At 71.1% G+C, this 14,465-nt stretch carries 11 protein-coding genes; 4 read left to right on the top strand and 7 right to left on the bottom strand.

Annotated features, from left to right (window positions below; genetic code table 11):
* Window positions 1-114 precede the first annotated feature (114 nt).
* Window positions 115-2,532: an ABC transporter family substrate-binding protein gene (locus tag NUT86_RS26815; RefSeq protein WP_018089376.1), complete on the bottom strand. Its 2,418-nt coding sequence runs from the start codon at window positions 2,530-2,532 to the stop codon at window positions 115-117.
* A 405-nt stretch (window positions 2,533-2,937) separates the two neighbouring features.
* Between NUT86_RS26815 and NUT86_RS26810 the strand changes: the two genes are divergently transcribed.
* The 4 genes from NUT86_RS26810 to NUT86_RS26795 all read left to right on the top strand — a co-directional run bounded on the left by NUT86_RS26810 (window position 2,938) and on the right by NUT86_RS26795 (window position 6,985).
* Window positions 2,938-3,237: a hypothetical protein gene (locus NUT86_RS26810; RefSeq protein WP_274737968.1), complete on the top strand. Its 300-nt coding sequence runs from the start codon at window positions 2,938-2,940 to the stop codon at window positions 3,235-3,237.
* Window positions 3,238-3,352: 115 nt separating this feature from the next.
* A complete protein-coding gene (locus NUT86_RS26805; RefSeq protein WP_026169585.1) occupies window positions 3,353-4,180 on the top strand; it encodes a hypothetical protein in 828 nt (275 codons plus the stop codon).
* 34 nt (window positions 4,181-4,214) lie between these two features.
* Window positions 4,215-6,191 carry a fumarate reductase/succinate dehydrogenase flavoprotein subunit gene (locus NUT86_RS26800; protein ID WP_159486340.1) on the top strand — a complete coding sequence of 659 codons (1,977 nt, stop codon included), beginning with the start codon at window positions 4,215-4,217 and terminating at the stop codon, window positions 6,189-6,191.
* On the top strand, window positions 6,188-6,985 hold the full coding sequence (locus NUT86_RS26795; protein WP_274737965.1) for a succinate dehydrogenase/fumarate reductase iron-sulfur subunit: 798 nt from the start codon (window positions 6,188-6,190) through the stop codon (window positions 6,983-6,985). Before NUT86_RS26800 ends, NUT86_RS26795 begins: the two co-directional genes overlap by 4 nt.
* Before the next feature lie 72 nt (window positions 6,986-7,057).
* Here NUT86_RS26795 and NUT86_RS26790 read toward each other — a convergent pair whose 3' ends face one another.
* The 6 genes from NUT86_RS26790 to NUT86_RS26765 form a co-directional block, all read right to left on the bottom strand.
* Complete coding sequence (locus tag NUT86_RS26790) at window positions 7,058-9,622, bottom strand: SpoIIE family protein phosphatase (RefSeq protein ID WP_109892395.1); 2,565 nt, start codon at window positions 9,620-9,622, stop codon at window positions 7,058-7,060.
* 279 nt (window positions 9,623-9,901) lie between these two features.
* Window positions 9,902-10,363: an ATP-binding protein gene (locus tag NUT86_RS26785; protein WP_020397725.1), complete on the bottom strand. Its 462-nt coding sequence runs from the start codon at window positions 10,361-10,363 to the stop codon at window positions 9,902-9,904.
* Window positions 10,364-10,760: 397 nt separating this feature from the next.
* Window positions 10,761-11,192, bottom strand: coding sequence for a (deoxy)nucleoside triphosphate pyrophosphohydrolase (locus tag NUT86_RS26780; protein WP_274737962.1), 432 nt, complete (start codon window positions 11,190-11,192; stop codon window positions 10,761-10,763).
* Between the two features lie 51 nt (window positions 11,193-11,243).
* Entirely contained in the window at window positions 11,244-11,423 is a 180-nt protein-coding gene (locus NUT86_RS26775; protein WP_018089368.1) for an SPOR domain-containing protein, read from the bottom strand.
* 246 nt (window positions 11,424-11,669) lie between these two features.
* Window positions 11,670-13,373 (bottom strand): APC family permease, encoded by a 1,704-nt coding sequence (locus NUT86_RS26770; protein WP_159486342.1) that lies wholly within the window; start codon window positions 13,371-13,373, stop codon window positions 11,670-11,672.
* A gap of 243 nt (window positions 13,374-13,616) precedes the next feature.
* Window positions 13,617-14,369 carry a GntR family transcriptional regulator gene (locus NUT86_RS26765; protein ID WP_159486344.1) on the bottom strand — a complete coding sequence of 251 codons (753 nt, stop codon included), beginning with the start codon at window positions 14,367-14,369 and terminating at the stop codon, window positions 13,617-13,619.
* Window positions 14,370-14,465 lie beyond the last annotated feature (96 nt).

Below are 14,465 nucleotides of genomic sequence, written 5' to 3'. Positions count from 1 at the left end.
CGAAGCCACGGCCTCACCCCATCGTACGGGGCCGCGGCAGCAATGGCCGCCGCGGCCCGTACATATGCGCTATGACCTGCAGTTTCTCACCATTTATTCGCCCGGACTCCACCCCTACTTCTGGTAGCCGATGTCCTGGAAGCGGGGCGTGGCGAAGCCGAAGGCGCCGACGTTGGCCAGCGACTTCTTCGTGGCCACCAGCTCGGGCCGCTGGTAGAGCGGGATCGACCCGGCGGCCGCCCAGATCCGGGCGTCGGCCTGCGCCACCAGCGTGTGCGCGGCGCCCTCGTCCAGCTCGGAGGCGGCCTGGTCGAAGAGCTGGTCGATGTGGTCGGTGCCGACCCGGGTGTAGTTCTGCTCGACGGTCAGCGAGCCGTCGGGCGCGGGCTGCGGCTTGGCGTAGATCGGCCGGGCGTCGGTCGCCGGGTAGGCGGTGCCGGGCCAGGAGTACAGCGCCAGGTCGTAGTCACCGCCGGCGATGTGGTCCTGGAAGTAGCTGGCGTCGGAGACCCGCTGCAGGGACGTCTGCACGCCGATCTTGCCGAGCATCGAGGCGATCCGCCGTCCGACGGTGCGCAGCTGCTCGGAGCCGGCGCCGTCGGGGAGCACGAAGCGCAGGGTGAGCGGCTTGCCGTTCTTCTTCACGGCGGCGATCCGGGACGTCTTGCCGTCGGCGGGCCGCGGTGCGGCCGCCGCGTCGGCGGCCCGCTCGACGGCGGCGTGCCGGGCACCCGGGTGCCCGCCGGACCCCGGCAGCTGCGGGCCCTGTCCGGTCTCGATCAGCTCGGCGGCGCCGAGCGCCTCCGCGGCCCGCATCTTGTACCGCTTGTACTTGGCGTACGCCGCGGACCCGGTGTCGCCGTCCGCGTCGGCCTTCTCACTGGCGGCCGCCTGCTTGTAGAACGAGGCGCTCTGCCGCAGCAGGGCGGACTGCTGGACCTCCGAGCCGACCGCCCCGGTGAAGGACAGCGGGGCCTCGGCGGCGGCGGGACGGTCGCCCCGGCCCGGCGCACCGGCGTGGCCGCGGCCGGCGCGGGCGGGGTTGCGGTCGTCGGAGTCGCCGCCCGGCCTGTCCTCATCGGACTCGTCGGACTCATCGGACTCATCGGACTCATCGGACTCGTCGTACCGGTCACCGGCGTACCGCTCGTCCGACGGCTCGTCGCCGTCCTCGTCCGGGTATCCGTCGGGCGCCGGTGCGCCCGCCTTCTCGCCGGCCTGCTGGTGGTCGGCGCCGTCGCTCTTCCAGCCGGCGTCCGCGAGCAGCGCCTTGGCCGCCCCGGCGTCCTGCTCGCCGAGGGCGTCGCTGTGGTCCGCGTAGCCGTACTGCCCGGCCATCAGCAGATGGCTGCCGAGCGGCTTGGACGGCAGGTCGAGCGGCTTGAGGACGGTGTCAGCGAGCGCCTGCCGGTCGAGGGCCCGGGCCACCGCCCGGCGCACCCGGTCGTCGGCCAGCGGCCCGCTGCTGCCGTTGAGGGCGAGCTGGGTATAGGCGGGCTCCAGCGCCTTGCGGATGGTGTAGCCGCGCAGTACGGAGTTCTCCGCGGCGGCGGCCTTGGCGCCGGCCCGGTTCCCGTTGCTCTGCGGGCCCGCGTTGCCCTCGGCGGGCGTCCTGGGCGAGCCGGAGGAGGCCGGGCGCCGCGCGGAGGCGACCCGCTTCGCGGCGATCTGGTCGACCGCGGCGACATCGACGCTCCCCTCGGCCAGCGCCGCGGCCCGCTTGTCGCCGGGCAGGGACTGCAGCACGATCCGCTTGAGCTTGGCGGGCTCGCCCCACCACCTCGCGTTGCGGACGAGGATGACGCGGCCCTCCTCGGTGTCCCGCTTCTGGACGAGGAACGGGCCGGCGCCGACCTTGAGCTGCTCGCGTGCGCCCTCGTTGAAGGCATTGGGGCTGCCCATGACGCTCTTGGGGTAGAGCGGTGTGAACAGGGACCGCCAGTCCGCGTAGGGGCGGGCGAAGGTGACCTTGACCTCGTGGGCGTTCGCGCCCTGCTCGACCTTGCCGATCCGGTCGTAGCCGGCGTTGCGGGCCGTCCAGTAGGCGTTGTCCTTGCCGCGCAGCGCGGTCCACTGGGCGATGAAGTCGGCGGCGGTGACCGCCGTGCCGTTGCTCCACCGCGCCTTGGGGTTGATCTTGTACGTCACGACCTGCTTGGGGTCACGGGTGCTGATGTCCGCGGCGTCGAGGTAGTCGGCGTTGCGCTGCGGTCTGCCGCTCGCGTCGATGGTGAACATGCTGGGCAGCACCGCGCCGGCGATCCGCGCGGTGGTCGCGTCGGCGTCGGACTGGAAAGCGTTGAGGGTGCCGGGCATCGCATCGACGGCCCAGCGCAGGGTGCCGCCGTTCTTCAGCGCGCTGCGGGGTGCCGGGGCGATGTCCTGGGACGCCGCGACGGACGCCTCCCGGGCGTCTTCGCTGCATCCGGCCAGGGCCGGCAGCGGGAGCAGCACCCCCGCCGCGATGAGCGCGGCACAGCGGCGTCTGTGGCACACCGCGCGGCGGCCTGCGGGGTGGTCGTGGTCGGTCATGACGGTTCCCTCCGGGCTCGCCCGCGCCGCGCCGAGCACCGCCTGGGGCCTGACCGGCGCACCACGTTCGGCCGACTTTGCGGCTCATCACATCTATGGCACCCCTACTGAAAGCGACCGCGCCCGGACCGGAAGCCCGACACGGCGGCCACCGCGCCAAGGCCACCCGCCCGGCCCAACACCCGGGCCCCCGGGGCGGTCACGGCGGGGTCCACGGGGGTGCGGGCGGCCCGCCGTCCCGCCCTCTTTCGGATCAGCGTTCGACCTACGCCGGGGCGCATGGTTGCCGAAACGCACCGGTTCGAGTCGTAATCACGCTGGACCCCTTCCCAACGCCTACTGTGACGCGCGACACTCTCGGGCGCATGAGATCGCCCACCACACCTTCAAAAGTGAGGGCACGTTATGTCCCTTCAGGACGCTATGACGGCGGTTGAGCGCAGCCTGGACGACCTGGTCCGGTCGGTGGGAAAACTGGAGACGCAGATCGGCGCCGGCCTGGACATCCGCCGGGTCCGTACGGACACCGACCATCTGCGCGAGAGCCTCACCCTGCTGAAGCAGAGCGTCGCGGCCAGTCCTCCCGTCCACCGGAGCACGCCCGAAGTCGAGATGGTGCCGATCTCCGACGCCCCCTACAACTCCGCGCTGTGGACCGACGCCCAGGACGAGGGCCTCGGCTGCAGGAACGGCCACGCGCCCTAGGGGAAAACCCCTGGTGGAGGCCCCCTAGGGGGTGGCTTCGCCCCACTCATTCCCCTACCCCGTTGCCGTCCCGGCGGAAAGTATCCGGCCGGAGCGCCTTTCACGGAGACCGACGTTGGCCACTGGCACCGAACCCTCATCGCAAGCGGGCGCAACCGGCGTGCACGCCTCCTCGCGCGCCGCCATCCCCGCCCGTCATCTGCGCACCGACCGCTGGTGGCTGGCGCCGGCCTGCACCGCCGCCGGGCTGCTCGCGTTCATCGTCTACTCGACCTGGCGGGCGTTCGCGAACGCCGACTACTACGCCGCGCCCTATGTCTCACCGTTCTACTCGCCGTGTCTGGCGGAGAACTGCCACACCATGCGCGGCGGCCCCAACTGGGAGATCTTCGGCAGCTGGTGGGGCCTGTCCCCCGCCCTGCTGATCCTGATCTTCCCGCTGGGATTCCGGCTGACCTGCTACTACTACCGCAAGGCCTACTACCGCGGCTTCTGGGCCTCGCCCCCGGCCTGCGCGGTCGCCGAGCCGCACAAGAAGTACACCGGTGAGACCCGCTTCCCGCTGATCCTGCAGAACATCCACCGCTACTTCTTCTACTTCGCGATCCTGGTCGCCGGCGTACTGACCTACGACACCGCACTGACCTTCCGTGACGAGAACTACGCCTGGGGCCACATGGGCCTGGGCACCCTGGTGTTCCTCGTCAACATCGTGCTGATCTGGGCGTACACCCTCTCCTGCCACTCCTGCCGGCACATCGTCGGTGGCCGGCTGCGGCACTTCTCCAAGCACCCGGTGCGCTACCGGATGTGGGGCTGGGTCGGCAAGCTCAACGAGCGGCACATGCTGCTCGCCTGGTCCTCGCTGATCAGCGTGGCCGTCGCGGACTTCTATGTCTTCCTGCTGGCCAGCGGGGCGTTCGAGGACCCGCGCTTCTTCTGACGACAGCATCTCCTAAGGAAAGGTGTGCCCTCTGATGGCGCATGTGGACCGGCAGGCATGGGACGTGGTCGTGGTGGGCGCCGGCGGCGCCGGACTGCGGGCCGCGATCGAGGCCCGCGAAGCCGGTATGCGGACGGCCGTGATCTGCAAGTCCCTGTTCGGCAAGGCCCATACGGTGATGGCCGAGGGCGGTATCGCGGCCAGCATGGGCAACGCCAACGAGCATGACAACTGGCAGGTCCACTTCCGGGACACCATGCGCGGCGGCAAGTTCCTCAACCAGTGGCGGATGGCCGAGCTGCACGCCCGGGAGGCGCCCGACCGGGTGTGGGAGCTGGAGACCTGGGGCGCGCTCTTCGACCGCACCGCGGACGGCCGGATCTCCCAGCGCAACTTCGGCGGCCATGAGTACCCGCGCCTCGCCCATGTCGGCGACCGTACGGGCCTGGAGCTGATCCGCACCCTCCAGCAGAAGATCGTCTCGCTGCAGCAGGAGGACGAGAAGGAATTCGGCGCGTACGACGCCCGGTTGAAGGTCTTCCAGGAGTGCACGGTCACCCGCGTCCTCACAGAGTCGAAAAGCGGCTCCGCCGCGGGGTCCGGCCGGGTGTCCGGCGCCTTCTGCTACGAGCGGGAGTCCGGCCGCTTCTTCGTGCTGGAGGCGCCCGCGGTGGTGCTGGCCACCGGCGGTATCGGCAAGTCCTTCAAGGTGACCTCGAACTCCTGGGAGTACACCGGCGACGGCCATGCGCTGGCCCTGCTGGCCGGGGCTCCGCTGATCAACATGGAGTTCGTGCAGTTCCACCCCACCGGCATGGTCTGGCCGCCGTCGGTGAAGGGCATCCTCGTCACCGAATCCGTCCGCGGCGACGGCGGGGTGCTGCGCAACAGCGACGGCAAGCGCTTCATGTTCGACTACGTCCCGGACGTCTTCAAGGAGAAGTACGCGGAGACCGAGGAGGAGGGCGACCGCTGGTACGAGGATCCGGAGAGCAACCGCCGCCCGCCCGAGCTGCTGCCCCGTGACGAGGTCGCCCGCGCCATCAACTCCGAGGTCAAGGCCGGCCGCGGCTCCCCGCACGGCGGCGTCTATCTGGATGTCTCCACCCGGATGCCGGCCGAGGTCATCATCCGCCGGCTGCCCTCGATGCACCACCAGTTCAAGGAGCTGGCGGATGTGGACATCACCGCCGAGCCGATGGAGGTCGGCCCGACCTGTCACTACGTGATGGGCGGCGTGGATGTGGACCCCGACACCGCGGCGGCACACGGCGTACCGGGCCTGTTCGCGGCCGGCGAGGTGGCCGGCGGGATGCACGGCTCCAACCGGCTGGGCGGCAACTCCCTCTCCGACCTGCTGGTCTTCGGCCGCCGGGCGGGGCTGCACGCGGCCGAGTACGCGGCGTCGCTGGCCGAGCGGCCGGCGCCCGATCCGCTGCAGATCGACGCGGCGGAGGCGGAGGCGCTGCGCCCGTTCAGCGCCGAGGACACCGAGGACACCGGGGAGGCGGCGGGCGGCGACCGGGTCCCGGCGGAGAATCCGTACGCCCTGCACCAGGAGCTCCAGCAGGCGATGAACGACCTGGTCGGCATCATCCGCAAGGAGAGCGAGATGTTCGAGGCGCTCAAGCGGCTGGCCGATCTGCGGGTACGGGCCCGGCGGGCCGGTGTCGAGGGGCACCGGCAGTACAACCCGGGCTGGCATCTGTCGCTCGACCTGCGGAACATGCTGCTGGTCAGCGAGTGTGTGGCCCGGGCGGCGCTGGAGCGCGAGGAGAGCCGGGGCGGGCACACCCGCGACGACCATCCGGCGATGGACCGGCACTGGCGCAAGATCAATCTGGTCTGTGAACTCGCCGATCCGCAGGGCGATTCACGGGCGGCGGACCCGGCGCTGGGCCAGATCCGGCTCTCCCGCCGCGAGACCCCGCCGATCCGCCGCGATCTGCTGGAACTGTTCGAGAAGGACGAGCTGGCGAAGTATCTGACCGACGAGGAGCTGAGCCGGTGAGCCAGGCGCAGACAGAGCAGCAGTCCGGGACCTACCAGGCGCACTTCCGGGTGTGGCGGGGCGACGCGGACGCCGGTGACCTGGCGGATTTCACGGTCGAGGTGCACGAGGGCGAGGTGGTGCTGGACATCATCCACCGCCTCCAGGCGACCCAGGCGCCCGATCTCGCCGTGCGCTGGAACTGCAAGGCGGGCAAGTGCGGTTCGTGCAGCGCGGAGATCAACGGGCGGCCGCGGCTGATGTGTATGACCCGGATGTCGGTCTTCGACCGTACGGAGACGATCACGGTCACCCCGATGCGGGCCTTCCCGGTCGTCCGTGACCTGGTCACCGATGTCTCCTTCAACTACAGCAAGGCCCGCGAGATCCCGTCGTTCGTACCGCCCCCGGATCTGGGGCCCGGTGAGTACCGCATGCAGCAGGAGGACGTCGGCCGCTCGCAGGAGTTCCGTAAGTGCATCGAGTGCTTCCTGTGCCAGGACACCTGCCATGTGGTGCGCGACCACGAGGAGAACAAGGCCGCGTTCGCCGGTCCGCGCTTCCTGATGCGGATCGCCGAGCTCGATATGCACCCGCTGGACGCGGCGCCGGAGTCGGGTGTCGACCGCAAGACCACCGCCCAGGACGAACACGGCCTGGGCTACTGCAACATCACCAAGTGCTGCACCGAGGTCTGCCCCGAGCACATCAAGATCACCGACAATGCGCTGATCCCGCTCAAGGAGCGCGCCGCGGACCGTAAGTACGACCCGCTGGTGTGGCTCGGGAACAAGATCCGGCGGCGGAGCGAGTGATCTGACGGGCGCCCGCGCGGGGCCGGTGCCACACCCGGCCCCCGCGGCGCCCCACGGCCGCCCCTCCGCGTCTCAGAACAGGCTCAGCAGGGCCTCGGCCGGATCCACCGCCGCCGACTCCCCGTCGGGCAGCGCGAGTTCGAACCACACGGTCTTGCCGCGCGGGGTACGGCGGCTGCCCCACCCCTCGCTGAGCAGACCGACCAGCTGGAGTCCGCGGCCGCCCTCGTCGGTGTCGCGGGCGCGGCGGCGGCGCGGCTGGGCGAGATCGGCGTCCCAGACCTCGCAGACCAGCGAGCGGTCCAGCAGCAGACGCAGCCGGATCTCGCCGTGGCCGTGCCGCAGCGCATTGGTCACCAGCTCGCTGACCAGCAGCTCGGTGGTGTCGACCAGGTCCTGCAGGCCCCAGTCCGTGAGCTGGTCGCGGGCCAGTTCACGGGCGCGGGCCACCGAACGCGCCTCCGGTGCCAGACTCCAGTCGCCCACCGCGTCCTTGGGCAGCCCGTGCACCCGCGCCATCAGCAGCGCGATGTCGTCCTCGCCGTGCGAGGTGTCCAGGGCGTTCAGGACGTGGTCGCAGGCGTCCTCCAACGGGCGGTCGGCGCCGGAGAGGGCCGTACGGAACGCCCGCAGCCCCTCGTCCAGCGGATGGTGGCGGGACTCCACCAGACCGTCGGTGTACAGCGCGAGCAGCGCGCCGTCCGGCAACTCGACCTCGATCTCCTCGAACGGCTCCCCGCCGACCCCCAGCGGCATCCCCGGGGGGACGTCGAGCAGCAGTGCGTCCTCCCCGTCCTCGACCAGCACCGGCGGCAGATGCCCGGCGTTGGCGAACGTACAGCGCCGGGTGACCGGGTCGTAGACGGCGTAGACGCAGGTGGCGAGGTAGACCTCGGAGAGATCGGCGGTACGGGCGGAGCGGTTCGTCTCGGGCGTGCCGTCGGCGGTTCCGGACCGGCCGCGGGCGGACCGGGCGGTGGACCTGCCGTCGCCGTCGCCGCCGAGCCCGCGGGCGATCTCGTCCAGCGCCGAGAGCACCTCGGCCGGTTCCAGGTCCAGCAGCGCCAACGTGCGGACGGCGGTGCGCAGTTCGCCCATGGCCACGGCGGCGCGCAGTCCGCGCCCCATGACGTCGCCGACGACCAAGGCCGTGCGGTGGCCGGGGAGTTCGATGACATCGAACCAGTCGCCGCCGACCTCGGTGGCGGTGGTGCCGGGCAGATAGCGGCAGGCGATGTCCAGGCCGGCCGCCTCCGGGTCGCCGGGCGGCAGCAGACTGCGCTGCAATATCAGCGCGCGTTCGTGCTCCCGGCGGTAGAGGCGGGCGTTGTCGATACAGACCGCGGCGCGCGCGGCCAGTTCGACGGCGAGCGCGGTGTCACGCTCGCCGAACGGCTCACTGCCCTTCGTACGGGAGAACTGCACCAGCCCGACGACCGTGTCCCTGGCGACCATCGGGACGGCGAGGGTGGAGTGCACCACCGCGCCCAGCTCCGGCCCGTCGTCGCTCTCCCGGCCCGGGATGATCTGCGCATGGGCGGTCCGCAGGGCGCCCGCGCAGGGGGAGTTGAAGGGGTAGCGGTGGACGGCGCCGACCGCGACCGGGCCCGGCGTGTCGCCGAGGACACCGGGGGTGGTGGCGAGCGGGGCGTCCGAGACGGCGCTGGCGAAGGCGACCCGGCGCAGCTCGGCGCTGCCGTCGCTCATCCCGGGCGGGGCCTCGTCACCGGACAGCAGGCCCTGGTAGAGGTCCACCGAGGCCAGATCGCAGAACTGCGGTACGGCGACGTCCAGCAGGGTGCGGGCGGTGGTCTCCAGATCGAGGGAGTTGCCTATCCGGGCGCCGGCCTCGTTGAGCAGGGCGAGGTTGCGGCGGGCGTTGGCGGCCTCGCGCTCGGCCCGGCGCCGGCCGGTCACATCGGCGGCGAGCGCCGCGACACCGATGGGGCGGCCGCTGGCGCCGTGCAGCCGGTAGAGCGACACCGACCAGCGGCGGCGGTCCTCGTCGCCGGACGCCAGCCCGACCAGCTGCATCTCGGCGACCGGCTCACCGGTCTCCAGGACGCGGCGCAGCGCGGCGGTCATCCGCTCAGCCTCGGACCGCGGGAGGAAGTCGTGCGGGCCGCAGCCGCGGTACTTGCTCGCGGGGCCGCCGAAGACCGAGGCGAACCGTTCGTTGACCCGCAGCAGCTTCAGGTCCGTGCCGAACAGGGTGAAACCCATGGGAGATTGACCGAAAACGGCCTGCGAGGCGGCGAGGTCGGTTTCGATGCCGCGCAGCGCCCGGACATCGACGACCAGACAGACCGCGGCGCGCTCCCCGTCCTCGTTGCGCGAGGGCATCACATAGATCTCGGCGAGCCCGTCGGCCGCGCCGCTCGTTTCCCTGCGGTAGGGCACCAGGCCGGTCCACTCCCGGCCGTCGAGTATCTCGGACACCTTGCGGTGCCCGGTCTCGCGCAACTCCCGTGGGACGAAAGCCTCCACGGGGTCCTTGCCGAGCGCGTAACGGGCGGGGATGCCGAGCATCTGCTCCGCCCGCTCGCTCCACTGCTCGATCCGCCCGTCGGGGCCGAGCGAGAAGGAGGCCACGCGGATGTAGTCATAGATCGATCCGGGCCGGCTGCTCTGCCACACGGGCGGACCTTGCAGATCGCGCACGTGCGGACGGCCACCTGGGTCACCCGGGCTGTCCGCACCGCCCTGACCATCGGCCTGTGCGGGTTCTGCCCCGCCAGATGACATGTTGCTCACGAGCCCCGTCCCCTCCAGCTCATCGTGCCCGGACCGGACCAGCCCGAGTATCCAATACCCCGGCTATCCGGAACACGGTCTTCACGATCACAGCACAGTCTCGATCGCAGCCCATCGACGAAATGTCGATGGAATGGCAACGATCAGGACTTCATCTGTCTCCTAACCAGCCACGGACAGCTCGAACCACACTGTCTTACCGCTCTTTCCGCGACGGGTCCCCCATCGTCGCGAACTGCATGCGACCAGCTGCAATCCCCGGCCTCCCTCATCGTCGGGAGCGGCGTCGCGCTCCCGTGGCGGGTCGGGCAGCGGATCGGATACCTCGACGAGCAGCCCGTCGGAGCTGAGCAGCACCATGCGGACCCCGATCGGCCCGCTGGCATGGCGCAGGGAGTTGGTGACGAGCTCACTGACGAGTAGTACGGCCATATCGGCGGCGCCGTTCAGGCCCCAGTCGTCCAGCACCCGCCGGACCACCGTGCGGGCGGTGCGCACCGCTCCGGGGTCGGCCGGAAAGCTCCATTCGGCGGTGGCGGAACCGACGGCCTTGCTGCGCCTGCGAGCGCTGCCGGAGCCGGGCTCAGGGACCCCTGCCGCTGCGCTGTCGCTCACGCCGATCACATCCCAGCCCGATGGCTCCCCGTCGCGTTGTCTGCATCGATGGGGTCAATCAGGACATACCCGGTATCTGACCCCGCATATCGCCTGCAGCGGTGCACTGTGGCACAAATGAAACATATTGCTGCGGCGGGGACCGGGGGGGGTGCGGCCGAGGTGGACGGACGGCCGAGGTGAACGGGCGGCCGTGGGCGACGGGGCGGCGCGGGGTACGCAGGGCGTGCGGGGAGGTGTGGGCGGTCCGGGGCGGGCGGGACCGGTGCGGGAGGGACGAGGCGGTCCGGGGCGCGGCGGGCCTGGTGCGCGCGGGAAGGGTCAGGGGGGCCGGGCGCGGGCGGGTGGCCTGGTGCGCGCGGGCCAGGGACGCCCGGTGCGGCTCGTTGCGGCCGTACGCCCGTCGTTACGGCCGTACGCCCGTCACTCCGGTCGCTCCGGCCGGGGCCGCCAGCCGGCGCATCGCCTCGGCGACCGCCGGGCGGTCCTGGTCCAGCCAGTCGACCTGGTTCTCCTCGCCGGGCAGCAGCCAGCGCAGCTCGTCATGGTCCTGCAGGGGCCGCGGCACCCCGGACACCAGCCGGGCCGTCCACACCTGCAGGACATAGCCGGGGCGCAGCACCCACTCGCCCGGAATCCGCTCCAGGGCCGCGGCCTCGACACCCAGCTCCTCGCGCAGCTCCCGCTCCAGCGCCCGCTCGGGTGTCTCGTCGTCCTCCACCTTGCCGCCGGGCAGCTCCCAGCGGCCGGCCAGCGCGGGCGGTGCGCTGCGCCGTGCGGCCAGCAGCCGCCCGCGCTCGCACACCGCTCCGCCCACCACTATGCGCACGGTCGTCATGCGCGGCAGCCTACGTCCCCCGCCTGTGTCCCGCTTCTCGCCCGCCGCCCCTCAGGTCGCCGCCCGGTCGGCCTTCTCGACCACGTAGAGCTGCTGGCGGCCGCGCGTCTCGAGCCGGTCGGCCACCCGCTCCGCCTCCGCTCGGGTGGCGTACCGGCCCACGCGGTACCGGTTGCCCCCTTCGTCCTGGCGGATGACGAGCCAGGGGAGCACCGCTCCACCCTCAGTCATTGCGCCCCTCCGTCCGCCGGGTAGCGCGCCGTCACGCGCTCCTTGTCGGCTGATGCCGAAATCGCAATCCGCATATGCCCGAGCGTACGCCCGACCTTCACTCACCGGATATGGATTTACACAAAGAGGTACCGAACCGGCCACCCGCGGGCCCCGGCGCACCGGAAGCGGCCTGCGAGTGGCCGGTGGGGCCCGAGTGGCTCGGGCAGATGTACGGAACGGCGCCGGGCGGCGGCGCGGGCGGGCTCAGGCCCCGACGGGCGCCTTGACCCCTTCGGTCTCCCCGGCCTCGTCCGCCTCACGTGCCTCGTCCTCGGCACGCATCTCGGCCTCGGCCTGGACCAGCGACGGGTTGCGCCAGGAGCTGCGCACGCCCCAGTAGTAGAAGGCCAGTCCGATCGCGGCGACCAGGGCGATGTCCCAGCCCTCGGGCAGATAGCCCTTACCGCCGAACTCCTTGCCGCCCATGTACGAGACGGAGGCCATGACCAGCAGATACGCCACCATCCAGGCACCGGCCTTCAGATGCGGGCGCAGTGCGGCCCACGGCTTGCGGCCCTGGGTCAGCGGCTTGCCGATCTCGTACCAGGCCCAGACCGGGAGTCCGACGGCCATGATCAGGATGACCTTGCCGGTGAGCGGCCAGCGGCCCCAGTACAGGACCAGCGAGCCGAAGATCATCGCGATCGGCGCGATCACCGGCATCGCCTTCAGCTTCACCGGGCGCTTGAGGTCCGGCGAGACGCGGCGCAGCGACATCACCGCGACCGGGCCCGTGATGTACGAGATGACCGTGGCCACCGAGACGATCTCGGCGAGCGAGCCCCAGCCACGGAAGACCGCGAGGAACAGGAAGGCGATCACGAGGTTGAGCAGCAGCGCCGGGCGCGGCACACCGGTCTTCTTGTCCACCTTGCCGAAGATGCCCGGCAGATGACCGTTCTCCTGCACACCGTGGATCATGCGCGAGGTGGTGGCCGCGTAGATCATGCCGGTGCCGGACGGCGAGACAAAGGCGTCCGCGTACAGCAGCAGCGCCAGCCAGTTCAGGCCCCAGGCGATGGCGAGGTCGGCGAGCGGGGAGTTGAAGCCGAGACCGGCCCAGCCGCCGCCGGCGGCCAGCTTGTCGCCGGGCACCGCCATCAGGAACGCGACCTGCAGCGCGACATAGATGACCAGCGCGATCACGATCGACCAGACGACGGCCTTCGGCAGCGACTTGCCGGGGTTACGGGCCTCGGCGGCGAGGTTCAGCGGGGACTGGAAGCCGTTGTAGGCCCAGACGATGCCGGAGACGGCGACGGCGGTGAAGACCGAGCTCCAGCCGTTGGGCGTGAAGCCGCCGTGGTGAACGATGTTGTCGGTGTCGAAGTGCGCCATCATCAGCGCGCCCGCGGTCATGGCCGGGACGACGACCTTGAAGACCGTGATCGCGGTGTTGGTCTTCGCGAACAGCGAGATCGCGAACCAGTTGAGGAAGAAGTAGAAGATCAGCAGCACGCTGGCGAGCCCGACACCGGTGCCGGTCAGCTCCTTGCCGTCGTACAGCGCCTGCGCCCAGCCGAAGTCCCAGGAACTCATGTACTGGACGGAGGCGGTGGCCTCACCCGGGATGACCGAGACGATCGCGATCCAGTTGGCCCAGGCCGCGAGGTAGCCGGCGAGCGAGCCGTGGGAGTACTGGCCGTAGCGGACCATGCCGCCGGCCTTGGGGAACATCGAGCCGAGCTCGGTGTAGGTGAGGGCGATCGTCAGGGCGACGACCGCTCCGATAACCCAGGCGAGGATCGCGGCCGGACCGGCGATGGCGGCGGCCCGCTCGGCACCGAAGAGCCAGCCGGAACCGATGATGGACCCGAGACCAGTGGCGGTCAGGGCGATGGTCCCGAGGGACCGACGGTAATTCGAGTGCGAGCCCTGCTCCGCGCTCGGTGTCTTCGTCGTGCTCACGTGCTGGTCTCCTGGTCTTCCCCCGTGCCGTGCACAAACTTCGCCATCGTAAGAGCGAATCGCACGGTCGACTTCCCCCACTTACGCAAATCTCCCGCCCAGTTGAGGGTCTGTGAGGTATCCCACACCCTCACCAGGGCGACATTTACCGACAAGGAGAAGCAAATGGGACATCGACCTGTGAACCAAAGGCGCGCTCGGGACGTCTAGGCGACACCCGCAGGGCGGCGCAGAGCGCACCATTCACTTCACAGGCAGGTGGTAGGCGACGCGATAGCGGTCCGCGAGGGTGACGACATCGGCCGTCTCGACCGGCCGGCCGCCGGCGAAGTACGTCCGCGAGACGACCAGCACGGCATGCCCCGGCACCCCTCCCAGCGTCATGGCCTCCTCCGCCAGCGCCGGCCGCGCACCGACCTCCTCGACGACGTTGTCCACCACCACGTCGATGGCCGCCATCCGTTCGACCACCCCGCGGCCCGCCAGCGGCCCCTCCTCGGGCAGCATCACCGGCGTCCGCCCCGTCACCTCCAGGGGCTCCCACGAGGTCGAGAGCATCGACGGCTCGCCCTCCGCCCGGAAGACATAGCGCGTCCGCATCACCTTGGCGCCCTGCGGGAGGCGCAGCCGGGCCGCGACCACCGGACCGGCCGCCTCCTGCTCGCTGCTGGACTCCCAGGTGCCCCGCACCCGCTCGTCCGTCTGCTCCTGCCGGAAGGGCGTACAGCCACCGGCCGAGTGGAATCCGACGCGGGCGATACGGCGCGGGACGGGCTGCTCGCGCACATACGTCCCCGACCCCGAGCGGCCCTCGACGAGCCCCTCGGCCATCAGGACCTTGCGCGCCTCCAGGGCGACGGTGTCCGAGACGCCGTACTCCTCGCGGATGCGCGCCTGGGAGGGAAGGCGGGTGTGCGGCGGCAGCACCCCGTCGACGATCTTCTGGCGCAGGTCGCCGGCGACGCGGAGGTACGCGGGCTGCTCACCGAAAGGCACGTGCCCCTCCCAACAGCTTGACAGTCAGCAACAGCGTGGCAACCGCGCGTTGCCGACCGCAACCTTGGGCCAGATGTTCACCTGATGTGATGAATC

It is taken from the genome of Streptomyces sp. G7(2002) (genome assembly GCF_028870195.1).
In the GTDB taxonomy this organism is placed as follows: Bacteria; Actinomycetota; Actinomycetes; order Streptomycetales; family Streptomycetaceae; genus Streptomyces; species Streptomyces nigrescens.
Note: the sequence above shows the minus strand (reverse complement) of the source record. Positions and strands in the feature narration are given on the sequence as shown.

Excerpts from the sequence above, each read along its gene's own strand:
- NUT86_RS26815 (WP_018089376.1), bottom strand. The coding sequence starts at position 2,532 with ATGACCGACCACGACCACCCCGCAGGCCGCCGCGCGGTGTGCCACAGA.
- NUT86_RS26810 (WP_274737968.1), top strand. The coding sequence starts at position 2,938 with ATGTCCCTTCAGGACGCTATGACGGCGGTTGAGCGCAGCCTGGACGAC.
- NUT86_RS26800 (WP_159486340.1), top strand. The coding sequence starts at position 4,215 with ATGGCGCATGTGGACCGGCAGGCATGGGACGTGGTCGTGGTGGGCGCC.
- NUT86_RS26780 (WP_274737962.1), bottom strand. The coding sequence starts at position 11,192 with ATGACGACCGTGCGCATAGTGGTGGGCGGAGCGGTGTGCGAGCGCGGG.
- NUT86_RS26775 (WP_018089368.1), bottom strand. The coding sequence starts at position 11,423 with ATGACTGAGGGTGGAGCGGTGCTCCCCTGGCTCGTCATCCGCCAGGAC.